Origin of the sequence: Corynebacterium jeikeium (genome assembly GCF_000738175.1) — a bacterium.
Classification (GTDB): domain Bacteria; phylum Actinomycetota; class Actinomycetes; order Mycobacteriales; family Mycobacteriaceae; genus Corynebacterium; species Corynebacterium jeikeium_C.
This window is the reverse complement of the sequence record NZ_JFCH01000050.1, coordinates 25,632-49,318: the sequence shown is the minus strand read 5'-3', so window position 1 is coordinate 49,318 and position 23,687 is coordinate 25,632. Positions and strand designations below refer to the sequence as shown.

The following is a 23,687-nucleotide window of genomic DNA, read 5'->3' as shown; positions in this document are numbered from 1 at the left end:
GGCCAAGGATCTAAGAATTGAGGTCGGCGTTGAACAGCCAGGCTAATACTCCTTTACCCAATAGCTCCGATGTCGAAGCGGTAGTCACCAAGGCCATCCACCGCGCCGAGCAGTGGCTCGAGATCGAAGAGACCTCTGCTTCCACGAAGCAGTTGGCAGACATGGTGCACGATCCCGACGGCGTGGAATTCACCTTCGCCTTCGTTGACCGCGTGGCCCGCCCCGAGGACAACCACGTTTCGGCCAAGGAGTTCGCCAAGATCGCCAACCCGTTTAAGCGCACCGAGCCGGTGCCGGGGTTCATGAGCCTGGTCGATTCCATCCTGGTTACCGCCGGTTCTATCGCGGCCCCGCTGCTGCCGAATATCGTCATGCCGATCGCGCGCTCCTACCTGCGCGCCACCGTTGGCCACCTGGTGCTGGATGCGGAATCCAAGGCGCTGGACCGCATGCTGGACGACTACCGCGAAAAGGGCTTCCAGCTGAACCTCAACCTGCTGGGCGAGGCCGTGCTCGGCGAGGCTGAGGCGCAACGCCGCCTGGATAACACCCTCGACCTGCTGAAGAACCCACGGGTGGACTACGTTTCCGTCAAGGCCTCCTCCGTGGTCAGCCAGCTGAACCACTGGGATTTCGAGGGCTCCATCGAACGCCTGAAGGATCGCCTGCGCCCGCTGTACCGCCAGGCTATGAAGCGCGACCCTCACCCCTTCATCAACCTGGACATGGAGGAGTACAAGGACCTCCACCTGACCCTTAAGCTGTTCACCGAGCTACTGGACGAGGAAGAGTTCCAGAGCCTGGAGGCCGGCATCGTTCTGCAGGCTTACCTGCCCGACACCTTCGACGCGCTAAAGGAGCTGGCGGAGTTCGCCGCGCAACGCCGTGCCAAGGGCGGGGCCAAGATCAAGGTGCGCCTGGTGAAAGGCGCCAACCTCTCCATGGAGCGCGTGGATTCTGAGGTTCACGACTGGCCGCAGGCTCCCTACCTGACGAAGGCGGAGGTGGACGCCAACTACATCCGCCTGCTGGATTGGGTACTGCAGCCCGAGCACGCAGATAACCTGCGCATCGGCGTGGCCTCGCACAACCTGTACCACCTGGCGCTCGCCCACGAGCTGTCCGTCGCCCGCAACGTGGAGCACCAGCTGGACGCTGAGATGCTGCAAGGCATGTCCCCCGCACAGTCCGCGGCCGTGCGCGAAGTCACGGGCAATATGATCCTGTACACCCCGGTGGTCAAGAAGGAAGACTTCGACGTAGCCATCAGCTACCTGGTGCGCCGCCTGGAGGAAAACGGTGCGAAGCAGAACTTCCTCTATGCACTGTTCACCCCGGAGGACGACGAGACCGACGTCACCGGCATGACCCCGATGCAGGGTCAGGAGCTGCGCTTCCGCAACTCCGTGCGCGACCGCTGGGAGACCTTCGCCGGTTCGCGTCGAACCCAGAACCGCCTAGAGGAAGAGGCCGAGAAGAAGGGCTGCCAGTCCGACGGCCTGCCCGGCAACTTCGTCAACGAGCCCGACACCGACCCGACGCTGCCCGCCAACCGCGAATGGGCACTGCAGATCGTCGATCCGTCGAGCGATCCTGGCCCCGCCCAGACCCCGGAGGTTACTGACCCTGCGGTTATTGACGCCGCCGTCGCCCGTTGCCGCGAGGCTTCCGCACAGTGGTCGCAGAAGACCGGTTGGGAGCGTGCAGAGCTGTTGGACCAGGCGGCAGATGCCCTGGCCAACAATCGTTCGAAGCTGATCTCGGCTGCAGTGTTCGAGGCGGGTAAAACCGTCGCCGAGACCGACCCCGAGGTTTCCGAGGCCATCGACTTCGCCCGCTACTACGCAGAGAGTGCCCGCCAGCTGGACCACGTGCGCGGCTCGGTGTTCACCCCGTACAAGTCTGTGGTGATTACCCCGCCGTGGAACTTCCCTATCGCCATCCCACTAGGCGGCATTTTCGCCGCGCTGGCTGCCGGTTCCTGCGCGATCATCAAGCCCGCGCCGCAGGTACTGCGCATCGCAGAGGTCTTCATGGAAATTCTGCGTGAGGCTGGCATTTCCGAGGACCTGGTACAGCTGGTCAACGCCGACGAGGCCGAAGCCGGCAAGCGCCTGGTGAGCCACCCGGATGTCGAGTCCGTGATCCTGACCGGCGCTTCCGAGACCGCGAAGCTGTTCCGCGGCTGGAAGCCGCGCATGGTCATTAACGCGGAGACCTCCGGCAAGAACGCGATCATCGTCACCCCGGCGGCGGACCCGGATCTGGCGGTGGCGGATATCTTCAAGTCTGCGTATGGCCACGCGGGCCAGAAGTGCTCTGCCGCCTCGCTGATCATCACCGTCGGTTCGATCGGCAAGTCCAAGCGCTTCATCAACCAGCTGGTCGATGCGGTGCGTTCCATGAAGGTCGGCCCGGGCTCCGACATCTCCACCTTTATGAACGGCGTGATCGAGGAGCCGGGCGACAAGCTGCTGCGCGGCCTGACCGAGTTGGAGAAGGGCGAGAAGTGGCTGGTCAAGCCCCGCAAGCTCAATGACGAAGGCACCCTGTGGTCCCCTGGCCTGCGCGATAACGTGAAGCCGGGCAGCTGGTTCCACACCCACGAGTGCTTCGGCCCGGTGGCGGGCATCATGCACGCAGAGACCCTGGACGAGGCCATCGAGTGGCAAAACTCCACGGGCTTCGGCCTGACTGGCGGCATCCACACCATCGACGTGGAAGAAACCGCTTACTGGCGCGAGCGCGTGGAGGTCGGCAACGCCTACGTGGAGCGCGGGATCACGGGCGCTATCGTGCAGCGTCAGTCCTTCGGCGGCTGGAAGAACTCCGCCCTGGGCAGCGGCGCGAAGGCCGGTGGCCCGAACTACGTCGCCCAGCAGGGCGTGTGGACCGAGGGCGACCTGAGCGAGCTGGCAGCGGGCACCCTGCCAACACACATCACACAGCTACTGCGCGAGATCCGCGGCCTGGGTTCCCCTGCCCTGTCCAAGGACGATCACGTGTGGCTGCGCCGCGCTGCGGAGTCGGATGCCTACGCGATGTCTACCGAGTTCGGCGTTGAGCACGACAAGACGGCCCTGGTTGTGGAGTCCAACGTGTTCCGCTACAAGCCGCTGCTCGAGCCGCTGCGCGTCCGCGTTTCCGAGGGCGCCAACCCGCGCGACCTGCTGCGCCTAAAGCTGGCCTCTGCTGCTACGGGCACGGAGCTGGATATTTCCGCCAACCCGGAGGTTGCCCGCGAGTGGGGCGAGCTCGGCGAGCAGATGCGTACTTCCTCCGACCGCGACTTTGCCGAGGAAATCGCCATCGCCCAGTCCGTGCGCGTCCGCTCGTTGGGCGAAGCCCCGGATGAGTTCTACGAGGCCGCTGCGAAGTCCGGCTCCGTGATCCTGGATCAGGATGTACTGCCCGATGGCCGCCGCGAGCTGCTGCCGCTGCTACTCGAGCAGGCGATCTCCACCACGGAGCACCGCTTCGGCTACATCCACGGCCTCACGCCTTAAGTCGCAGCGCTGAGCCTGGCCGGGCGCGTAGCCCTGGCTCGGCCGCCAGCCCGGTCGCGGCCCGGCGCGCTCGCGTACAGCTCGGCGCGCTAGGCCTGCGCTTCCTGCTGCTGCGCCATGCGCCAGCGGATGCCGGCCTCCAGGAAGCCGTCGAGGTCACCATCCAGCACCTTGCTGGGGTCGTTGACCTCGACGTTCGTGCGCAGGTCCTTCACCATTTGGTACGGGTGCAGTACGTAGTTGCGCATCTGGTTACCCCAGGAGTTAGAGCCGTCGCCCTTTAGCGCGTCCATCTCGGCCTGCTCTTCTTGACGCTTACGCTCCAGCAGCTTCGCCTGCAGCACCCGCATGGCGGATGCCTTGTTCTGAATCTGCGATTTTTCGTTCTGGCACGTCACCACAATGCCGGTGGGCACGTGGGTCAGGCGTACCGCCGAGTCGGTGGTGTTCACCGACTGCCCGCCGGGGCCAGAGGAGCGGTAGACGTCCACGCGCACGTCGTTTTCGTCAATGTCGATGTGGTCGGTCTTCTCCACCACTGGCAGCACCTCCACCTCGGCAAACGAGGTCTGGCGCCGCCCCTGGTTGTCGAAGGGGGAAATGCGCACCAGGCGGTGGGTTCCCTGCTCCACGGAGAGGGTGCCGTACATGTATTCGCCGTGGATGACGATGGTCGCGGACTTAATGCCGGCTTCCTCGGCGTAGGAGATGTCGTAGACCTCCACCTTGTGTCCGGCCTTCTCGGCCCAGCGGGTGTACATGCGCAACAGCATCTCTGCCCAGTCGGCAGCATCCACGCCACCGGCGGCACTGCGGATGTTCAGCACAGCTTCGCGCTCGTCGTACTCCCCCGACAGCATCGTCGTGACCTCGAGCGATTCGATTTCCTGGCGCAGCTCCTCGCGCTCCGCGTCGGCCAACTGCACGGCTTCCTGGGCGGCATCCGGGTCGTCCCCGGCTTCCTCCTCAGCCATGTCGTAAAGCACCGGCAGGTCATCTAGGCGTTGGCGCAGCCCCGTGACCTTCTTCAGCTTCGCCTGTACGCGGGAGAGTTCGGAAGTCACCTGCTGCGCGTGGTCCGGGTCGTCCCACAGTGAGGGATCGGCGGACTTTTCCTCCAGCTCGCGGGCGCGGTCGCCCAGCTCGTCGAGGTCCAGCACCTTCTCGATGGTGGTAAGGGTGCCGTCCAGGTCGCTTAGGTCTGCAGAAACTTCCGGTTGCATAATGCGCAAGTCTACCCGGCGGCATGCACAATGGAATGTATGGCTACTAACGGTTCTGATTCTTCTTCCCCGATCCCAGAGGACATGCTGAACGCGATCATCAAGACGTTCATCGTGGCGCATGTCGACGATTCCGACCACCACCTAGCTCAGGCATTGGTCTATAACGCGGGCCGACTTGCATGGCGTATGCGCCAGACGGGTCTGGATACGGAGCAGAAGACGTCCGTCAGCGATGTCGTGACCGCTGCGGATCGCGCAGCCGAGAAGTTCATCGCCGACGCATTGCGCGCCATCCGCCCCGAGGATGGACTGTTGGGCGAGGAGGGCACCGCCGTGGAGTCGAAGTCCGGTCGCACCTGGGTGATCGACCCGGTTGATGGCACGTACAACTTCACTACTGGTTCGGATTATTGGTGCTCGGCCCTGGCTCTGGTCGAGGGTTCCCCCGATGATCCGGACGCCCTGTTGTTCGGTGCCGTTCATCGCCCGGCGATGGGCTACACGTGGTTTGGTGGCCCGGATATTCCTACTACTCGTGACGCCGCCGAGATCAGCCTGCCGAACACCACCGCGGAACTGACCTGCCTGGGCGGCTACCTGCATCCCACTGACATCGCGGACGCCACCCGGTTGACCAGCTGGAAGGCCGTAAGCACGCAGTTTGCCACGTTGCGCATGCTGGGGTCTGCGTCCATCGATCTAGCCTGCGTGGCCGGTGGCGAGCTCGGCTGCTGGATGCAGCACAGCGTGGCCAGCTGGGACTGGCTGCCTGGGCGTGCTTTGGTGGAGGGCGCTGGGGGCGTCGCTAAGAAGGAAGAAAAAGACGGCACCACCTGGTTCATTGCCGGGGCGCCCGACGCGGTAGAGCAGGCCGTGAAGGCGCTGCGTGAAGCCTAGCGAGAAGGCCGCACCTCCCGCCCCTTGCCCCACTAGTCACACTAGCCACATTCTTCCCGTAGCTTTACGTGCGCCACGGGGTTATCATGTGTGTCATGACGGACTCGGTTTCCCCCTATGCAGATGACCTGACTCTGGCGCTGTCGCTGGCTGATGCGGCTGACGCGATCACCATGGCGCGGTTCGAGGCAAATGACCTAAGCGTTGAATCGAAACCCGACCTCACGCCGGTGAGCGACGCGGACACCGCCGTGGAGAAGGAACTGCGGGAACTCATCGCCGCACACCACCCGGAGGACGCACTGCTGGGCGAGGAATTCGGCGGCGACGTCACCTTCACCGGGCGACAGTGGGTCATCGACCCCATCGACGGCACCAAGAACTTCGTGCGTGGGGTCCCCGTGTGGGCCACGCTGATCAGCCTGCTCGTGGACGGCAAGCCCGTAGTGGGGGTTGTCTCCGCGCCCGCGCTGGGGCGCCGCTGGTGGGCCGCCGAGGGATCCGGCGCATGGCGACTGTTTAACACCCCGGCGAGCGTCGCCACCGCCGCCTCCGGAAGCGGCGGTGACACAGGCAACGCCGACGGCGGGGTGCCGTCGGTGGGTGCCCGCCGCCTGGAGGTGTCGAAGGTCGCGCAGGTCGCGGACTCCTCGATTGCGATTTCCTCCCTATCCGGCTGGGCGGACTGCGGCAAGCGCGAGCAGCTGATCAACCTGACGGATTCCGCGTGGCGCCTGCGCGGATACGGCGACTTCTGGTCCTACATGCTGGTCGCCGAGGGCGCGGTGGACATCGCCGCCGAGCCAGAAGTAAGCCTCTGGGATCTGGCGGCGCTGGCGCCGATCATCACTGAGGCCGGCGGGCGCTTCACCTCCCTGGACGGCCAGGACGGCCCGCACGGCGGATCTGCCGTCGCCACCAACGGCCTGCTGCACGAGGCCACGCTCCGCGCCCTCGACTAGCACGCCGGCCTAGCACCGAACTGCTGCCCGCGCCGCAGCTTCAGCACACTGACCTAGCGCTAACCGAGCCTGACCCTAGCCGGAACCTAGACGTCGAGCGCCAGGTATACGGTGTCGAGGTACTCCTCGATTCCCTCGAAGCCACCTTCGCGGCCCAGGCCGGACTGCTTCACGCCGCCGAACGGAGCCGATGCATCCGATAGCGCGCCACGGTTCACGCCGACCATGCCGGCCTCCATGCGCTCGGCGAAACGCAGAGTCTTCTTCATATCCTCGCCTATCACATAGCCAGCCAGGCCGAAGATGGTGTCGTTGGCGACCTTCAGGGCTTCCTCATCGCTGGAGACGCGCTGCACGGCCGCAACGGGGCCGAAGATCTCCTGGTTAGCGATCTCAAACTGTGGCGTCACGCCCGCAAGCACCGTGGCGGGATACCAAAAACCATTCGGATCCAGGTCGGGGTGCGTCTCCCCCAGCTTCTCCAAGGCCTCGTTACCGCCGAGGGCGACGTGCGCACCCTCCTCGACGGCCTTGGCCACCATGTCGCGCACTCCATCGCGCTGCTCCTGGCTAACCAGCGGCCCCATGGTCGTCTTCGGGTCGGTGCCCGGCCCCATCACGAACTCGCTCATCTTCTGCACCAGCCCAGCCTCGAACTCCTCGGCCAGTGACTCGTGAACAATGAAGCGGTTCGCGGCCACACATACCTGGCCTGCTCCACGCATCTTCGCCGCAATGGCCTGCTCCACGGCCTTGTCCACGTCAGCGTGCTCCAACACAACGAAAGGCGCGTTACCGCCGAGCTCCAGCGAAGTGCGGATCGTCTTCTGCGCCGCAGTGGCAGCCAGCGCCTGCCCGACCTCCGTGGAACCGGTGAAAGTCAGCTTGCGCAGACGATCATCGTCCAACAGGGCCGACACGCGGCGTGCCGAAGACGTCGGCAGCACCTGGAACACACCATCTGGAATGCCCGCGATGCGCCCCAGCTCCGCGAAGTAAAGCATCGTCAGCGGGGTCAGCTGCGCCGGCTTGGCAATCACGGTGCAGCCCGCCGCCAGCGCTGGCGCCAGCTTGCGGGTCACCATCGCCAGCGGGAAATTCCACGGCGTGATCGCCAGCACCGGCCCCACCGGACGGTGCGTGGTCACGATGCGCCCAGTACCCGCCGGAGCCACGCGATACTCGCCAGCGATAGCCGCTGCCCGCTCGCTGAACCAGCGCAGATACTCGGCGGCGTAGGTCACCTCACCCTTGGAATCCGGCAGCGCGCGCCCCAGCTCCAGGGACTGCAGAGCCGCCAGCTGATCCGCGTGCTCGTGCACCAGGTCGAACAGCCGACGCAGAAGCTCGGAACGCTCCCGCGGGGTGGATTCGGCCCAGTCCGCCTGAACCTCCACGGCCTTATCCATGGCCTCCCGCGCATCATCCTCTGTCGCCGCGGCGACATCCGCGAAGGGCTTCCCCGTGGCGGCGTCAATAACCGAAATAGTTTCACCGGCAGACCCGGCGCGCCAGGCCCCACCTAAGAACAACCCCGTGGGCACCTCGAAGGAAAGCCCCGCGGCCTGAAGAGTAGTGCTGAATTCAGAAGGAATGTTGAGTGAAGTCATACACCCACATATACGCGTCTTTCGGAAGCAGGCTTGCAGACCGCCACGAGCCTGCACCTTTTCCACTACCGTGGAAAGTGATAATTACAGCGACGAAAGGAGCCCAGCTGTGCCTATGCCACAACAACGCGAAGCCGCACATAAGACACGGGAATGGAAGAAGCTCACCGAATATGCCGACGCAACGCGCGGCACCCAACTGCGAGAGCTCTTCACCGAACAGCCGGGACGTTCCAGCGACATGACCTACAACATAGGCCCGCTGCACGTAGACCTGTCGAAAAACCTCATCGACGAGCGCGGACTGCGCCTGCTGCTGGACCTGGCGCGCGCCCGTGGCCTGGAGGACTACCGCAGCGCCATGTTCGACGGCGAGCACATCAACACCACCGAGGACCGTGCCGTCCTGCACACCGCGCTGCGTATTCCGGTCGACCGGGAGTTCAGCATCCCAGTCGGAGCCGACGAGACGCAGGACGTGGCCGCCGACGTGCACGCAGTGCTGGGCCGCATGCGCGACTTCGCCAAGGCGCTCCGCTCCGGCTCCTGGCAGGGCGTGACCGGGCACACCATCAAGCACGTAGTAAACATCGGCATTGGCGGCTCCGACCTGGGGCCGGCAATGGCCGCACAGGCGCTGCGCCCCTACATGACGGCCGGCATTACGCCGCACTTCATCTCCAACATCGACCCGGCGGACGTGGCCGGCACCCTCGACGGGCTGGATCCCGAATCCACCCTTTTCGTCATCGCCTCCAAGACCTTCACCACCTCGGAGACTCTAGCCAACGCCCACGCCGCGCGCCGCTGGCTGCTGCGCAACCTCGCCGATGAGGGCGTGGACGTCGAGGGGGAGGACGCCATCCGCGACATCACCGCCAAGCACTTCGTGGCCGTCTCCACCGCCGCAGAGAAGGTGCAGGAATTCGGCATCGACACGAAGAACATGTTCGAGTTCTGGGACTGGGTAGGCGGCCGCTACTCTGTAGACTCCGCCATTGGCCTGTCGCTGATGGCCGCCATTGGACCGCAGGACTTCATGCGCTTCCTGGAAGGCTTCCACGAGGTAGACGACCACTTCCGCACCGAGCCGCTGGAAATGAACATTCCGGTGCTGATGGGCATGCTGGGCGTGTGGTATACCGACTTCCTGGGTGCGCAGTCGCACGCGGTGCTGCCGTATTCCGAGGACATGGCGCGCTTCCCCGCCTACCTGCAGCAGCTGACGATGGAATCCAACGGAAAGTCCGTGCAGCTGGACGGCAGCCCGGTGGAGGTTCCATCCGGCGAGATCTACTGGGGCGAGCCCGGCACCAACGGTCAGCACGCCTTCTTCCAGCTGCTGCACCAGGGCACGCACCTGGTGCCGGCTGACTTCATTGGCTTCGTCAACCCGCATGACGATGCCGTTGCCACCGATGGAACCACCAGCATGCACGACATGTTGATGTCCAACTTCTTCGCCCAGACCCGCGTGCTGGCCTTCGGCAAGAACGCCGAAGAGTTGAAGGAGGAGGGTGTGGCCCCCGAGCTGATCCAGCACAAGGTGATGCCCGGTAACCGCCCGACCACCACCATCCTGGCCAACAAGCTGACCCCGAAGACGCTAGGTGCGCTGATCGCACTGTACGAGCACATTGTCTTCGTTCAAGGCGTGATCTGGGGCATCAACAGCTTTGACCAGTGGGGTGTGGAGCTCGGCAAGAAGCAGGCAAACGCGCTGTTGCCTGCGGTTACTGGCGCTGAGCGTAGTGACGCCGGTGACTCCTCCACCGACGACCTCATCGCCTACTACCGCCAGCACCGGGGCTAGCGGTTCACGCCGAAAGCTAACGCTGGGGAGGGCGCCGAGGCTAGCTGCTGTCGAGGCGAGCGGGCGCCGGTTTCTGAGCAAATGTCGCTAGAACGAGAATACGTTATTTAAACACATTTTCATCTATGCATAATGCCTGGTCAGAGAGTTTCGCGCGCCCTACGATTTAAAAACCGCCCGACGTATTCCCGTTCTAACGACATTTGCGCCCGAACTTTCACCGAAAGCTGTCAGTCGCAGCGTCGATCCAGCGCCAATCGCGCCTAAATCCGCCCCGAAGGCTAACGCTGGGGCCCGGTGATCGATTTCACTTACGAAACCCGCTTCCCCCATAGCTGGTTTTTGACTGCACGAATTCTCCAGAAAGGAACACTCCCCATGAAGATTCGCAAGCCCCTGGCAGTAGGCATCGCAGCGGCATCGATCTCCGCAGGCGTAGCTGCGCCGGCCCAGGCGGAGGCAACCACGCCGCAGACTGCGCAGGTGGCGCAGGCTGCCAATCCCGAACCGTACAACCCCATTACAGGCTCCCTGAGGATGGCACCCGTCTTTCTAGCTTCTCCCATAGTTCTTCCAGCCGTTCTGCTGTACGGGATTTGGGTTCGCCTGAACCCCGGCCTCGGTTAGGCCAGACTGCCTCTATCCCCGGCTCGTCCGGCCCGCCCCTGCCCCGGCTCGTCCGGCCTGCCCCGGCCCCGGCTCGTCCGGCCCTAGAATGTCGGAAACGTTGCACTTCCGTAAGGCAAATGTCGGAAAACTTGCAAAACGTTCTTGCAAACTATTTCCACCTACATATAAGGGCTGGTCAGGAGGATTTGGAGGCGGAACAGGTGGCGTCGATAAAAAAGAAATGCAACATTTCCGACATTTTGTCTTTGGCCGAGCGAATTCTAGATAACGAAACTAAGGCTCCCCGCTGATGCGGGGAGCCTTAGTGCGTTTAAACGGAGTTAGCCGTTCAGAGCAGGGATCCGTTCAGCGATCAGACTAGAACAGGCCCTTGGTCGGCTTGTGCATAACGTCGGTGGTGGTGACCTCACGGGAGTCGACGTTCTGGTCGTTAGAGGTGGACTTGTCCTCCTCCAGGCGACCGGTCTGGGTTACGGTGATGTAGTTCTCCAGGCGCCCCAGCTTGGTCTTGCCATCGCCGAAGTTCAGGTTCGCCAGCAGCTTAGACTCGCCCGGGTTGACCGGGTTGGAGAGGGTGACCTCGAAGCTGCGGACGGACTTTTCCTTGTCGAAGCCCAGGTCACGGGTGTATGCACCGTTAAACCAGCCCGGGGTGATCAGGCGGTCAACACCCTTCGGCCCCTTCTCAGTGTGCACGTCAATGCGGAAAGTGGTGGCCGGGAAGTCCTGGTAGTAGATCTCGGAGCCAACGTTCTTGGCAGAGATGGAGACCAGGCCTGCGAAGCCAGCGGACTTGCCAGCAGCGACGCGGATCTCCGGTTTCAGGTCGTACTTCTCGCCGGACTTCTCAGCCTCGTCCTTAGCGGGCTTCTCGGCTTCGTCAGTGGACGGCTTTTCGTCCTCGGCAGCCGGAGCTTCGTCAGCCTCGTCAGCGGAAGCGTCAGAGGCGTCCGCGTTCTCAGCGACAGCAACGTCCTGGTTGAAGCCAGGGTCAACAACTTCATCAGCGAAAGCGTTGCCAGCGCCCGCGAAGGCGGTGGTCACGCCAATGGCAGCAGCGAGGGTCAGGGAAGCTGCGTTCTTCTTCATGTGAGGGGTTCCTTACTTGGTAGGGGCGGGTGAAGGGGACATAGCCTGCGAAAGCTAGATAGAGGTGCTTCAGCCCCTTCGAACCTGCTGGATATTCTGCGAGAAAGGGGGTTTATGCCTCGGCGTTCTCAGCCGGCTTTGCTTCGTCAGCCGGCTTCTCGGCGGGCTTGTCAGCCGGCTTGTCGGCCGGCTTCTCAGCGTCCTCCGGCTTTGCCGGGACAGCGGAATCAGCCGGGTTGCCGTACAGCTTCACGTTGACCTGGTTCTTGATCGGGGTCAGCGCGGACCACGGGGTCGGGGTGGACCAGGTGCCGTTGGCCTTGCAGAACTGCTGGGTGCCGGTCATGTTGATGGTGCGGAAGCCGTAGGTGGCCTCGCCGGTGTGGCCGGCCGGGACGTCGTACGGGCCGACGGTCTGGCCAACATTCCAGCTCAGGGAGTAGGAGGCCTCCGCGCCGATGGTCTTTGCCAGCTCGTAGGCGATGCCAACGCTGCCCTTGGCATCCTTGGCAGAGCCTTCGCCGCCCAGGTTGACGCTGGTGGTCTCCGTGCGATCGCCCTTGATGCTGATGGAGATGGTCTGAGTCTTGGACAGCTCCTGCGTCAGCGGGATGGTGTTCTTCGACTGGTTGGTGGCAGAGATGGTGCCAGCCGGGGTGAACTTGTCGTCGACCTTGTAGACGACGGTGCGGTAGTCCTCACCGGAGTTGCATACCGGGTGCGGGTTCAGGATGTTGGCCTTGATGTGGTCGCTACCGTGGGTGGTGTTGACGATCGGCAGGGTCGGGTTGAGCTTCGGGGTCTCCGGGTAGTGCTCTTCCTTGGTGATGGCGGATGCGGGAGATGCGACGGCTGCCGCAACGATGACGGCCGCAGCAGCTGCGCTTGCGCCGTTCTTCCACAGGTTCTTCATGTTTTGTGCTCCTCTTGCACGCCACTGGCCGAAAAGGTGCACGAGCTGGATGTCTTCCGGCTCACGCGGACTAGGGCGCGTTGGTGATGCTGCGAGAATGTGCGCCGCCAGCCCAAGGGTTCTGCGAGATTTCGGCCAGGTGACTTTGGGTTTGAATCCGGTCTTAGGGGTGCCCTCTCCCGGGTGCTGCGCGACGAATTGCGAGAGCCGCGGTACACCCAGGCTCTGAGTGACGGAATTTAACTCTAGACCCTCAAAGCAAGGAATTGTTCGACAGTTTTGTGTCACCATGCACCGGATTCAACCCAGGGTTCACCAACAATTAAGCCGCAGTTCACCAAAGGATCCTTAGTCAACCCTTAAAGGATCACGCAACCACCGTCGAAACAGAATTCACCCTCCTGCAACCAGCCCCAGACCACCTACTTAGGTAACCCTTGCCCCGACCACTGAAAAACCCTGGAAGACTCAACGGTCACTTCACCCGAACATTCCCACCCTTAGAAAATAAGAATAGCCGACTCTTTTGCTGACAAAATGTGTAGAAAGTCGCCCATTTCTAACATGCACGAACCAGGTCTACGTGAACTTTAGGTAAACTCTCGCGACCTGCACTTTTCCTCGCGCCACGAACATAAACCACCCCCGTTCAGGGGAGTCATGGGCGCTAGCTTTAACCGTCTCGCCAGCGAGCTCACTAGCGAGCCGCCCGGTGAACTCACCCGCAAGCTCCCCGCCCCGCCGCTGTCCAGCTTTTAACCTGCCTCAGCAAGAATCTCAACGCTCCTGGCAGCTCGGGCACCACCAGATGATCCGCTCCAATTCCGCCGAATCCAAATCCGGATCCCCGCCAGCCCAGCGTCCTCCCAGCGTCGCCTGCTGAATCGCCGCCCCGCACCGCCGGCACGCCTTGCCCGCACGCCCAAACACCCAGTTTCCCTGCCCGGCCCGTCGGTCGCCGGTGAAGACGCGGTGCGGCTCAACGCGGTTGTCCCACATCACTCTTCGCGCCAGGTCTATTGTTCTTGTGACGCCCACTTCTCCCACCTGCCTCACCTTCACCTCCGGGTGCATTCCCACTAGGAACATCACCTCGGCGCGGTATTCGTTGCCAATCCCAGCTACGTTTTTCTGGTCCAGCAGCGCGGCGCCCAATGTTCTTTCCGGCCGTTGCATGATCCGCGCAATGACTTCTTCCCTGCCGCCAGACTCCCAATCTTCTGCCAGGATGTCCGGCCCCAGGTGCGCGATAACCTGCGGGTAGTCCGCGAACTTGAACACCCGCACGAAACCGAGGTCGTGCCCCACGATCTCGATCTCCTTGCCGCCGACGTGCTGGGGGCTAAAGCGCAGCACGATGCGTGCGCTATAGCCAGGTCTGCGCCAACGCTGCCCCGCGCGGTGGATCGCCCACACTCCCTCCATCTTCAGGTGCGTGTGGATCACCCGGTCGCCAATGTGCATGAATAGGTGCTTGCCGTAGGGCCACACTCGTCTGACTTCTTCGCCGTTGAAGCTCTCCGTGGCAAAGCGGGGCACCCGAATGTCGGTATGACGCACCGTCCGGCCCGTCATCCATTGCAGGCGGTTGGAAAGCTGGAGTACGGAGTCACCCTCAGGCACGGATGCTCAGCCCCTTCGGAGTCAGGCGTGCGCCGGCGGCCACCCAATCTGTCGTGGAGATGTCCATCACTGAGGAACCGTTGACTTTCTCGATGGTCACGGGGCTCAACCGTCCGGCGCGGATAGCTTCCTTGAGTGTCCTGACCACTAAATCGATCTGCTGGGCTGGGGCGCCGAGTTCGGCAGACGTGGCGTCACCAAAAACGGGCCGAGCAAAAAGAACCACGTTCTTACCACCGCGAGAGACATACGCCTCGGCACGACCAGTGGCAATGACGATCATCGCACCGGCGGTGCGCGTGGGTGCCATACCTTCTGCAGCCGAGTGTGAGACCTCCGGCCAGGGCAGCGTGGAGCCGAACGGGTTCGCGGGGTCCAGCACGGAAAGCAGCTGAGGCGCATTGTGGGATGTGGCCAGTTCGCCTGCGCCAGTGCCAACGCCAGCACCCGACCTGGCACCGCCGAGCCCGTTTTCGCGCCCGTCCTGCGCCCGCCGGAGCTGGGAAATTACATCCCGTGGGGCGAACTGCGCCCCGCCCAGGCCTTCGACGATGTAGCCGCGCAATACTTCGCCGGAATCCTCCCAGGCACTCAGCGTCCGATACGCCTCGGCGAAGCCACCGGCGGCTTTTTCCGCTACGACCGCCCCACGGGTGACCACGGCGTAGCGGTCGATCCAAGCTTCGGAGCGCACCAGGGCCAGCTCCGCGGCGTCGGCAGGGGCTTCTAGCTCCCCTGCAACACCAACCCCAGTGCCGTACACCGCCGACCAGCGCCCCGGCACCGAGGAGTGCGCGTTCAGCGTCAACCGCGCTGCTCGCGCAAATCCGCTGCGCCCCATCCGCACCCGGCGCGCCGACCCGCGCCCCCGGTTTCGCCTGGGCGCGCGGTGAGCCTGCTTGCCCGTGGTGCCGGCCTCTGCCAGCCGTGCCCGCAAGGCTGCGAAACTATCGGGTGAAACCAAACCGGCATCGAAGAGCTCCCACAGCGCCGCATCGACCTCCGCGTGCTCCGCTCCCGTCGCCGTCTGCAGCTCGGCCGCCAGAAACGCGCCACCATGCTGCAGGTGCTCGAGGATCTGTGTGGCAACCATGCCCAAGGTGGTCGCTGTTTCTTTATGGACGCCACGCTCCAGCCCCTCCCCGCCTTCCAGCAGGTACTCGGCCATGCCCGCGGGTATGAAACTCACCCAGGCATCCTTGGCACCGGCCTGCCCGGCACCGACCGCGAGCACCTCGCCGGTACTGAGCAACTCGTCCAGGTCGCCTGGCTGATAGTCCGGGATGCGCGCGGGCAGCACCAGGGTTTCCCACGCGCTGGCGGGGATCGGCACCCCGGCGAGTTGTTCCAGGGCGCTGGCAAGTTCCTCACGCTGCATCTGGCCCAGGCCGTGCCAGTCGGCTAGGAACTGTGCGTAGGTTTGCTGGGTCACTGGCTCCAGCGATCCTCGCGCGGCGGCGAGGGTTGCCGACCGGAGGCGGCGGAGCATCCCCGTGTCCACGTACTGGATCTCCTCCTGCGCATCCGCGCTGGTGGGTGCAGGGGCGCCACCAGTGTCGCTAGGACCATCAGGCCCGCTGAAAGAATCACCAAGGTAGACAAAGTGCCCCGCACTCAAGCGGCGCTGGTTGCCCTTGCTGCGCGTGCCCTGTGAGCCCTGCGTCCCCTCAGCCCAGCGAGCCAACAGCGCGTCGGCGGTCGCGCGCCCCAGGCCGAACTCAGCGGCGGCCTCGGCGGCGGTCGTGGGCCCGCGGTTCTTCATCCACCGCAGCAACAGTTGGTCGATGGCATTGTCCACCTGATCCACCTGTTCGGCGGCAATGGCCACACCGGGCGGCACGGGCACGCCCAGGCCGTCGCGCAGCAGGGGCATGTCCTCGACCGCGCCGAGTTTCAACTGCCCGCCGAAGTGCACCTCCAGCAGGCGCGTGGGAACCAACTCCCGCAGCTGCGCGAGACTATCCTCCACCGTCCCAGCCCAGGGTTCGATGCGCTCGCGCACGCCGTCCAGGCTCAGCGGCCCGAGGGCGCGCAGCATATCCACGGCTTGCTCCACGCTCGTAGCCTGTCGCCCCTCGGCCAGCCACTGGGCGGCGTCCACCACCCGGCGGACCGCAGCCGGGTCCAGGGCCATGCCCTCCTCCCGGGTGCCCAGCACCTTTGCCAGCAACGCGGGATCCACGGCCAGGGCGGCGGCGCGCTCGGCAGAATCGCCCTCGTACATGAACGCGCTGGTGTAGGTGAAAAGCAGCGATTCGGCAAACGCGCTCGGGGCCTCCGTGGTGACCTCTGCCAAGCGCACGCCCCGCTGCCCCAGATTCGCCACCAGGGCTTTCAGAAAGTCCAGGTTGTAGACGTCGTGCACGCACTCACGCATGGTCTCCACCATCACCGGAAACTCCGGATGATCCCGGGCAACATCCAGCAGCTGGGCGGCACGCTGGCGTTGCTGCCACAGCGGCTGGCGCTTGCCTGGGTTGCGGCGCGGTAGCAGCAGAGCCCGGGCGGCGCACTCGCGGAAGCGAGCCGCAAACAACGCGGAGGAGCCGACCTCCTCCATCACATCCCCCAGTGTCGCTTCCGCCCGCTCTGCACCGCTGTACCCCTCCCCCAGCAGCAGCTCCATCCCCGGCGGCTCGTCCGAATACGGCAAACGCAGCACCATGCCGTCGTCTCCGGCCACGGCCATCGCATCAATCCCCGTCCGGCGGTTCAGCTCCGCCCCCAGCGCCAGCGCCCAGGGCGCATTCACCCCGCGGCCGAAGGGAGTGTGCACCACCACGCGCCAGTCGCCGATGTCATCGCGGAAGCGCTCGATCAGCACGGTTCTCTCATCCGGGATGATCCCGGCGGTTTCCTTTTGCTCCTGGTAGTAGGCATCCAGGTTGGTGCGAGTGTGGGCGTCCAAAAAATCGGCCGAGCGAATGTCCGCCAACGTGCCAGAGCCCCAAGTACGGCGATGCTCGCCGATGGCCTGGCCGAGTTCCACAGGGCGGCCTGCAGCGTCGCCCACCCAGAACGGCAGACGACCGGTGTGGCCGGCGGCGGGCGCAACAATCACCTGGTCACGATTGATTTCCAGGATGCGCCAGCTGCTCGCGCCCAGGGTGAATACGTCGCCGACGCGAGACTCGTAGACCATCTCCTCGTCCAGTTCACCGACTCGCCGCGCGCCGTCGTTTTCCCCGGCGGCCAGGAACACTCCGAACATGCCGCGGTCCGGGATGGTTCCGCCGCTGGTCACGGCCAGGCGTTGCGCTCCGGGCCGGGCCTCCAGGGTGCCGGCCATGGGGTCGTAGATCGCGCGAGCCTTCAGATCCGCGAAGTCGGTGGATGGGTAGCGGCCGCTGATCATCTCGATCACGCCGTCGAAGGCCTCGCGCGGCAGCGTGGCATAGGGATGCGCGCGGCGAACGACGCGCCACCACTCCTCGACGTCCAGCAAACCCGCGCTAGCCTGCACGCTCGCCGCCACCGTTTGCTGCGCCAGCACGTCCAGCGCATTATGCACCACCTGCAGCGGCTCTAACTCCCCCTTCAGCAGCCGATCCACCACAACCACCGCGGCCTCGGCGTCCTGCTTATGCAGCGGGTAGATCGTCGCGCGGCTGGTCGCGCCCACGGTGTGCCCGGCGCGGCCACACCGCTGCACCGCCGAAGCCACCGACGGCGGCGCCCCGACCTGCACCACATGATCCACCAGCCCCATGTCGATACCCAGCTCTAGGGAGCTCGTCGCCACCACGCAGCGCAGCTCGCCGGACTTCAGCGCCGCCTCAATATCAGCGCGCTCGTCCTTGGAAACCGATCCGTGGTGCGCCCGCGCGACACCCGCCCCGTCCATCCCCTGCACAGCGTCGGACTGCGCCATCAGCTGCGCCGGGTCGCGCCTGGTCGGGGCGGCCAGTGCGTCGGGATCGTGCTCCTTAGCCCATTCCTCGTTCAACGCCCCGGTCAGCCTCTCCGCCGCGCGCCGGGAATTCACGAACACCAGCGTCGAGCGGTTCTCCATCACCTGCCGGTAGATCGCGCGTTGTACGTGCGGCCACACGCTCTTCTGCTGCGGCAGTGCAGATTCCTTATCCACCCCGCTCGCCACGCGCGCGCCCGACCCGGCTTGGGTGCTGCCGCCCACCCCTTCGCCGATGAGGCTAGGGCCGAGCAGTGCCTCGTCTATCGGTTCTTCTGTTTCTTTTTCTGACGCCCCCTCCGAATCCGCAACCTCATACTCCGCCAACGCGACGTCTTCTGTCGATGGAGGATCCTGGAAGTCCTCCACCACGCTGGTCACCTGCACATCCCAAGACTTCGGCTGCTCGGGGTTCACCACCGTCACCGGGCGATCGCCTCCCAAAAAGCTGGCGACCTTATCCACGGGGTTCACCGTCGCCGACAGGCCGATGCGCTGCACCGCCTGACCCGTCAGCATCTCCAACCTCTCCAGCGACAGCGCCAGGTGCGTGCCGCGCTTCGTGCCGGCCACTGCGTGCACCTCGTCCACGATCACGGTGTCCACATTCGCCAGCGTGGCTGCCGCCTTGCTGGTCAGCATCAGGTACAGCGACTCGGGCGTGGTCACCAGAATCTCCGGCGGGTTGCGCAACAGCTTGGATCGCTCCGACTGCGGGGTGTCCCCGCTGCGCACGCCCACTCGCACCGGGGCGGCAGTCTCCCCCATCGCGTCAGCCACCCGGGCAATGCCAGCCAGCGGAGCCGCCAGATTTCGGCTGACGTCCACGCCCAGTGCTTTCAGCGGGGAGATGTACAGCACCTTGGTGGGACTGGACTTTTCCGGCGTGGGGGCGTCATTAAAAAAAGATCCCCCAGAAAGTCGTGACAGCGACCATAAAAAAGCCGCCAGGGTTTTACCCGACCCCGTCGGCGCCACCACTAAAGCATTCTGACCTGCGGAGATAGCCCGCCACGCCTGCGTTTGCACAATCGTCGGCTCGGCGAAAACGTCTCGGAACCACGCTGCAACGGGGGCATAAAAGGAATCCAGCGGGTCATCAGCCATGTGACCATTTAAACAGACCGCTAAAGTATGAACTATGACGGCTGAACTCAATGATGCGACGCTGGCCCAGAGACTCGCGCAGGGCACCGGAGAGATCCTCAAAGGCGTAAGGAACGTAGGTCTGCTCCGCGGCACCGAGCTGGGCAAGGCCGGCGACGCGCTGGCGCAGGACTGGATCGCCCGCTCCCTCATACAACACCGCCCGAACGATGCAATGCTCTCCGAAGAGGCCGAGGACGACCTTGCACGCCTGGACAACTCGCGCGTGTGGATCATCGACCCGCTCGATGGAACCCGGGAGTACGCCGGTGGCCGCCAGGACTGGGCCGTGCACATCGCGCTGGTGGAAAACCGCAAGATCGTCGAGGCCGCCGTGGGCATGCCAGATCTGGGTCGCGTGTTCAGCAGTTCGGAAGTCCGCGCAGTCGCGGGAGCACGCACGAACCGCCTGGTGATCAGCCAAAACACCACCCCGGCGATCGCCGAGTTCATCGCCGAGGATCTGGGTATGGAGCTGGTGACCATGGGATCCTGCGGAGCTAAAGCCGTCTCCGTGATCCTGGGCGATAACGATGTCTACGTCCACGCCGGTGGCCAGTACGAGTGGGATAACGCCGCCCCGGTCGGCATTGCCCAGGCCGCTGGCCTGCACACCTCCCGCCTGGATGGCACCGACCTGTGCTACAACTGCGAGTCGCCGTACCTGCCGGACCTGGTGATCTCCCGCCCCGACATGGCCGACGAGATCCTAGCCTCCGCCGCGAAGTTCCACGACAAGCACGGCGCTTACTCTCTGTAGTCTGCACCTAGCACTGCATGCTTCCTTTTTCCTTCTTGACGCCCCGTCCGGCCTCCCGCGCGCAGCTAGAGCCGGATGCGGACATTCCCGCCACGCTGCAGGGGCGCTACGTTATCGGCGCGCCCGCCAATAATCCGCGGAAGGAGCTTACGGAGGAGCACCCCTGCCCCCTGGTGTTTATCCACGGCACAACGGATAACACTTTTCGCTGGCAGAAAGCCGCAACATATTTCGCCGCCCAGGGTTACTCTGTGTGGGCTTTTAACTACGGCCAGCCGGAGGAAGGCCGCCCGGCGATCCCGGGCGTGTTTGCCGTGAACGACATCAACGAATCCGCCCTGGAGATCGCGGCGACGATTGATTACATCCTGGAAGTCACCGGCGCCAGCAAGGTGGATCTGGTGGGGCACTCCCAGGGTGGGCTGCACATCAAGAAGTACATTGCGGAACACGGCGGGCAGGATACGGTTCGCCGCGCGGTGGGTGTGGCCGCGACGTATCACGGCACGACGATAGCTGGGATGTCCTCGATCCTGCAGAACCTGGTGGACCGCAACCCGGAGTTCGCGGATCTGGTGGCGGGTAAGGCGGCGATTCAGCAGCTGAAAAGCTCGGAGTTCATTAGTCGGCTCAACGAGCTGCCGGATACCCACCCGAACGTGATGTACACGAATATCTTCACCTCGAAGGATCTGACAGCCACGCCGAACTCCACGTCTCAGCTGGAATCCATCGGTGGGGCGGACGTGGCCGAGGCGGAAGTCGGCGAGGTCTGCGGGCTGCTACTTCCGCCGGGGCATGCGTCGCTGCCGGAAAACGAGCACATCATTGGCCTCATCGAGTGGGGTTTGACGCGCGAGCAGGGGGATCACACGCCTGTGCATTCTGGATGTAATGGCGGACAGCGTTGGAAGTTGGGCTATCGTTTCTTCCATGAAAGCTAAAACTCTCGCTAAGGGGCGGGCTCGCCGCCCCATCCTCGCCGGCGCTGCAGCGCTGAGCGTTTCCCTCTCTACCCTCTCTTCCTTCACCCCTTCTGCCCTAGCTGCTGATGGCGATGTTTCTAGCGCTATTTCGGACGCCGCAGTCCCCGCCGGTTTAGAAGGCAACCATGTGGCCAAGGCCCCTGTGAACAACCCCACCTGTGTGCCATCCCCGGAGCACCCGAACCCCGTCGTCTTCATCCACGGCACATCCGATAACTCCACGCGCTGGCAGAAGGCCGCCAATGCTCTATCCAAGGAGGGTTTCTGCACGTGGGCCTTCAACTACGGCAAGCCCACGGACGGCAAACCAAACCTGCTGGGGCGCTACGCCATGGTGGACATCGACGATTCCGCCAAGGAGATCGCTTCGACCATCGACTACATCCTGTCCGTGACAGGCGCGGAGAAGGTCGACCTGGTGGGGCACTCCCAGGGTGGGTTGCACTTGAAGAAGTACATCGCGGAGAACGGCGGTGGCGAGAAGGTCGGCCGTGCGGTTGGTGTGGCCCCGACCTACCACGGCACCACGCTGGCCGGTATGGATAAGATGCTGCGCCCAATCGTCGAGCGGAACCCGAAGCTTGCAGAGTCCGCTGCGGGCAAGGCAGGCGTGCAGCAGCTAGTCGGCTCAGAACTGATCGATCGCCTGAACCAGCTGCCGGATACCGACAAGCGCGTGCAGTACACCAACCTCTACTCCGCTGCCGATACCACCGCCACGCCGAATAAGACCTCCATGCTGGAGCCGGTCGACGGCGCGGACGTAGCGAACGTGGAGGTAGGCGCTGCCTGCAAGCTCCCCATTCCGCCGGCGCACGCTGCCTTGCCCAAGCACGATCCAACTATCGGGCTGATCCTGTGGGGTCTGACCCGCGAGGCGGGCGACCACACGCCGGCCACCGAGCACTGCTCTAACCCGGCGCGCGGATCCGCTGGCGGATCCACTGCCGGTTCCTAGTCTCGGCTTGTCCATAGCCAGGCTTGCCAGCCCCGCAGGTGCCACCGCTTGGTTGCCGACGTAGACTGTGTGGGACTTTTGAACCTAAGGACCTAAAAGCTTGAAAGGAAGGCGGCGAGCAGTGGCACCCCAGCAGCAGCCGAGTTCCATCCCCACCCCATACGAGGATCTTCTGCGAGAGATCCTCGAGACCGGCACCCCTAAGGGCGACCGCACGGGAACCGGCACCACCAGCCTTTTTGGCCGTCAGATCCGCTATGACCTCTCCGCAGGCTTCCCGTTGATCACCACCAAGTCGGTACACGTGAAGTCCGTGGTGGGTGAACTGCTGTGGTTTCTCCGCGGCGATTCCAACGTGCGTTGGCTGCAGGAAAACGGCATTCGCATCTGGAACGAATGGGCCGACGAGAACGGTGACCTGGGCCCGGTCTACGGCGTGCAGTGGCGCAGCTGGCCGACCCCGAACGGTCAGCACATCGACCAGATCGCCGGCGCGTTGGAGACTTTGCGGACTAACCCGGACTCGCGCCGCAATATCGTCAGTGCCTGGAACGTATCAGAACTGGACAACATGGCCCTGCCGCCATGCCACCTGCTGTTCCAGCTGTACGTGGCCGACGGCAAGCTGAGCTGCCAGCTGTACCAGCGCAGCGCGGACATGTTCCTGGGTGTGCCGTTTAACATCGCCAGCTACTCGCTGCTGACCCACATGTTTGCCCAGCAGGCGGGCCTGGAGGTCGGCGAGTTCATCTGGACCGGCGGTGATTGCCACATCTACGACAACCACGTGGAGCAGGTTAAGCTGCAGCTTTCCCGCGATCCCCGCCCCTACCCGCAGCTGCAGTTGAACAAGGCTGCGGACATGTTTTCTTACAACTTTTCCGATATCGAGTTCACCGGCTACGACCCACATCCGGTGATCAAGGCGAAGGTGGCCGTATAAATGACTTCCAACAACCAACCCCATCGCCCCACCGGCTACGAGCCGGGCGACTACCCGGAGCTCACCGCCGCTGCGGTCAGCTATGCCCTGGAGGCCAAGGGGATCTCCCGTGATCAGGTGGAGATCGGCATGATCTGGGCCCAAACCACCGCCGGCGTGATCGGCGATGGAGCGGACATGCCCTGGTATCTGCCGGAGGACCTGAAGCACTTCAAGAACGCCACCACCGGCTACCCCGTCGTCATGGGGCGCACCTCCTGGGAAGCACTCGACGATGGATTCCGCCCGCTGCCGGGGCGCACGAACTATGTGATCACTCGGCAGGATGATTATGACGCCCCCGGTGGCATCATCGAGCCTTCGATCCCCAGCGCGCTGGCCAACGCCGCGGAGCAGATCCTCAACGAGTTGAAAGACAGCGCCGCAGACGAGCGCACTCCCACCGTGTGGGTCCTGGGTGGCGGTCAGGTGTACGCACAGTGCATGCCTGTGGCCGATCGCATCGTCATCACGGAGATCGACATGGAGGCCCCCGAGCGCTTCCAGGTGTACGCACCTCTGATCCCCACCGAAGAATTTGAAGAGCACGCCGAGGAGTGGCAGGAATCGCTAAAGGGCCACCCGGTCGACCAAGAAGTCGATCCCGAGCGGCCCCTGCGTTACCGCTTCTGCACCTGGACGCGGCGCTAATTAACTAGCTCCGCGCCGTAGCGCG

General features: G+C 64.1%; 16 protein-coding genes. 10 read left to right on the top strand and 6 right to left on the bottom strand.

Annotated features, from left to right (window positions below):
- The first annotated feature begins 29 nt into the window (after positions 1–29).
- Positions 30–3,506 carry a bifunctional proline dehydrogenase/L-glutamate gamma-semialdehyde dehydrogenase gene (locus JQ46_RS08050; protein ID WP_034987077.1) on the top strand — a complete coding sequence of 1,159 codons (3,477 nt, stop codon included), beginning with the start codon at positions 30–32 and terminating at the stop codon, positions 3,504–3,506.
- An 89-nt stretch (positions 3,507–3,595) separates the two neighbouring features.
- On the opposite strand, the gene prfB is transcribed toward JQ46_RS08050, so the two are convergent.
- On the bottom strand, positions 3,596–4,729 hold the full coding sequence (gene prfB / locus JQ46_RS08045) for a peptide chain release factor 2 (RefSeq protein ID WP_034987074.1): 1,134 nt from the start codon (positions 4,727–4,729) through the stop codon (positions 3,596–3,598).
- A 30-nt stretch (positions 4,730–4,759) separates the two neighbouring features.
- Between prfB and JQ46_RS08040 the strand changes: the two genes are divergently transcribed.
- Positions 4,760–5,629, top strand: coding sequence for an inositol monophosphatase family protein (locus JQ46_RS08040; RefSeq protein ID WP_034987071.1), 870 nt, complete (start codon positions 4,760–4,762; stop codon positions 5,627–5,629).
- Between the two features lie 95 nt (positions 5,630–5,724).
- A complete protein-coding gene (hisN, locus tag JQ46_RS08035; protein WP_034987068.1) occupies positions 5,725–6,591 on the top strand; it encodes a histidinol-phosphatase in 867 nt (288 codons plus the stop codon).
- Between the two features lie 86 nt (positions 6,592–6,677).
- On the opposite strand, the gene JQ46_RS08030 is transcribed toward hisN, so the two are convergent.
- Positions 6,678–8,201: an NAD-dependent succinate-semialdehyde dehydrogenase gene (locus tag JQ46_RS08030; RefSeq protein ID WP_034987065.1), complete on the bottom strand. Its 1,524-nt coding sequence runs from the start codon at positions 8,199–8,201 to the stop codon at positions 6,678–6,680.
- 115 nt (positions 8,202–8,316) lie between these two features.
- On the opposite strand from JQ46_RS08030, the gene pgi reads away from it, so the two are divergent.
- Both pgi and JQ46_RS08020 read left to right on the top strand, forming a co-directional pair.
- On the top strand, positions 8,317–10,014 hold the full coding sequence (gene pgi, locus JQ46_RS08025) for a glucose-6-phosphate isomerase (protein ID WP_034987062.1): 1,698 nt from the start codon (positions 8,317–8,319) through the stop codon (positions 10,012–10,014).
- Positions 10,015–10,392: 378 nt separating this feature from the next.
- Positions 10,393–10,641, top strand: a complete 249-nt coding sequence (locus JQ46_RS08020) for a hypothetical protein (protein ID WP_034987059.1) — start codon at positions 10,393–10,395, stop codon at positions 10,639–10,641.
- A gap of 360 nt (positions 10,642–11,001) precedes the next feature.
- On the opposite strand, the gene JQ46_RS08015 is transcribed toward JQ46_RS08020, so the two are convergent.
- From JQ46_RS08015 to JQ46_RS08000, 4 genes are all read right to left on the bottom strand, one after another.
- Positions 11,002–11,733: a hypothetical protein gene (locus JQ46_RS08015; protein ID WP_034987056.1), complete on the bottom strand. Its 732-nt coding sequence runs from the start codon at positions 11,731–11,733 to the stop codon at positions 11,002–11,004.
- Positions 11,734–11,845: 112 nt separating this feature from the next.
- Positions 11,846–12,646 carry a hypothetical protein gene (locus JQ46_RS08010; RefSeq protein ID WP_034987053.1) on the bottom strand — a complete coding sequence of 267 codons (801 nt, stop codon included), beginning with the start codon at positions 12,644–12,646 and terminating at the stop codon, positions 11,846–11,848.
- A gap of 777 nt (positions 12,647–13,423) precedes the next feature.
- Positions 13,424–14,269, bottom strand: coding sequence for a DNA-formamidopyrimidine glycosylase family protein (locus JQ46_RS08005; protein WP_034987050.1), 846 nt, complete (start codon positions 14,267–14,269; stop codon positions 13,424–13,426).
- Positions 14,262–19,286 (bottom strand): DEAD/DEAH box helicase, encoded by a 5,025-nt coding sequence (locus JQ46_RS08000; RefSeq protein ID WP_034987048.1) that lies wholly within the window; start codon positions 19,284–19,286, stop codon positions 14,262–14,264. The genes JQ46_RS08005 and JQ46_RS08000 overlap by 8 nt, the downstream gene beginning before the upstream one ends.
- 34 nt (positions 19,287–19,320) lie before the next feature.
- Between JQ46_RS08000 and JQ46_RS07995 the strand changes: the two genes are divergently transcribed.
- The 5 genes from JQ46_RS07995 (at position 19,321) to JQ46_RS07975 (ending at position 23,662) form a co-directional block, all read left to right on the top strand.
- Positions 19,321–20,085: a 3'(2'),5'-bisphosphate nucleotidase CysQ gene (locus JQ46_RS07995; RefSeq protein ID WP_034987045.1), complete on the top strand. Its 765-nt coding sequence runs from the start codon at positions 19,321–19,323 to the stop codon at positions 20,083–20,085.
- 17 nt (positions 20,086–20,102) lie between these two features.
- On the top strand, positions 20,103–21,029 hold the full coding sequence (locus JQ46_RS07990) for a lipase family alpha/beta hydrolase (protein ID WP_034987043.1): 927 nt from the start codon (positions 20,103–20,105) through the stop codon (positions 21,027–21,029).
- Positions 21,019–22,029 (top strand): esterase/lipase family protein, encoded by a 1,011-nt coding sequence (locus JQ46_RS07985; RefSeq protein ID WP_034987039.1) that lies wholly within the window; start codon positions 21,019–21,021, stop codon positions 22,027–22,029. Before JQ46_RS07990 ends, JQ46_RS07985 begins: the two co-directional genes overlap by 11 nt.
- Positions 22,030–22,150: 121 nt before the next feature.
- Positions 22,151–22,972 carry a thymidylate synthase gene (locus tag JQ46_RS07980; RefSeq protein WP_034987036.1) on the top strand — a complete coding sequence of 274 codons (822 nt, stop codon included), beginning with the start codon at positions 22,151–22,153 and terminating at the stop codon, positions 22,970–22,972.
- A complete protein-coding gene (locus JQ46_RS07975) occupies positions 22,973–23,662 on the top strand; it encodes a dihydrofolate reductase (RefSeq protein WP_034987031.1) in 690 nt (229 codons plus the stop codon).
- Positions 23,663–23,687: the final 25 nt, after the last annotated feature.

Excerpts from the sequence above, each read along its gene's own strand:
- pgi (WP_034987062.1), top strand. The coding sequence starts at position 8,317 with ATGCCACAACAACGCGAAGCCGCACATAAGACACGGGAATGGAAGAAG.
- JQ46_RS08015 (WP_034987056.1), bottom strand. The coding sequence starts at position 11,733 with ATGAAGAAGAACGCAGCTTCCCTGACCCTCGCTGCTGCCATTGGCGTG.
- JQ46_RS08030 (WP_034987065.1), bottom strand. The coding sequence starts at position 8,201 with ATGACTTCACTCAACATTCCTTCTGAATTCAGCACTACTCTTCAGGCC.
- JQ46_RS07975 (WP_034987031.1), top strand. The coding sequence starts at position 22,973 with ATGACTTCCAACAACCAACCCCATCGCCCCACCGGCTACGAGCCGGGC.
- JQ46_RS07985 (WP_034987039.1), top strand. The coding sequence starts at position 21,019 with ATGAAAGCTAAAACTCTCGCTAAGGGGCGGGCTCGCCGCCCCATCCTC.
- JQ46_RS07990 (WP_034987043.1), top strand. The coding sequence starts at position 20,103 with ATGCTTCCTTTTTCCTTCTTGACGCCCCGTCCGGCCTCCCGCGCGCAG.
- JQ46_RS08040 (WP_034987071.1), top strand. The coding sequence starts at position 4,760 with ATGGAATGTATGGCTACTAACGGTTCTGATTCTTCTTCCCCGATCCCA.
- JQ46_RS08000 (WP_034987048.1), bottom strand. The coding sequence starts at position 19,286 with ATGGCTGATGACCCGCTGGATTCCTTTTATGCCCCCGTTGCAGCGTGG.
- prfB (WP_034987074.1), bottom strand. The coding sequence starts at position 4,729 with ATGCAACCGGAAGTTTCTGCAGACCTAAGCGACCTGGACGGCACCCTT.
- JQ46_RS08020 (WP_034987059.1), top strand. The coding sequence starts at position 10,393 with ATGAAGATTCGCAAGCCCCTGGCAGTAGGCATCGCAGCGGCATCGATC.
- JQ46_RS08010 (WP_034987053.1), bottom strand. The coding sequence starts at position 12,646 with ATGAAGAACCTGTGGAAGAACGGCGCAAGCGCAGCTGCTGCGGCCGTC.
- JQ46_RS07995 (WP_034987045.1), top strand. The coding sequence starts at position 19,321 with ATGACGGCTGAACTCAATGATGCGACGCTGGCCCAGAGACTCGCGCAG.
- hisN (WP_034987068.1), top strand. The coding sequence starts at position 5,725 with ATGACGGACTCGGTTTCCCCCTATGCAGATGACCTGACTCTGGCGCTG.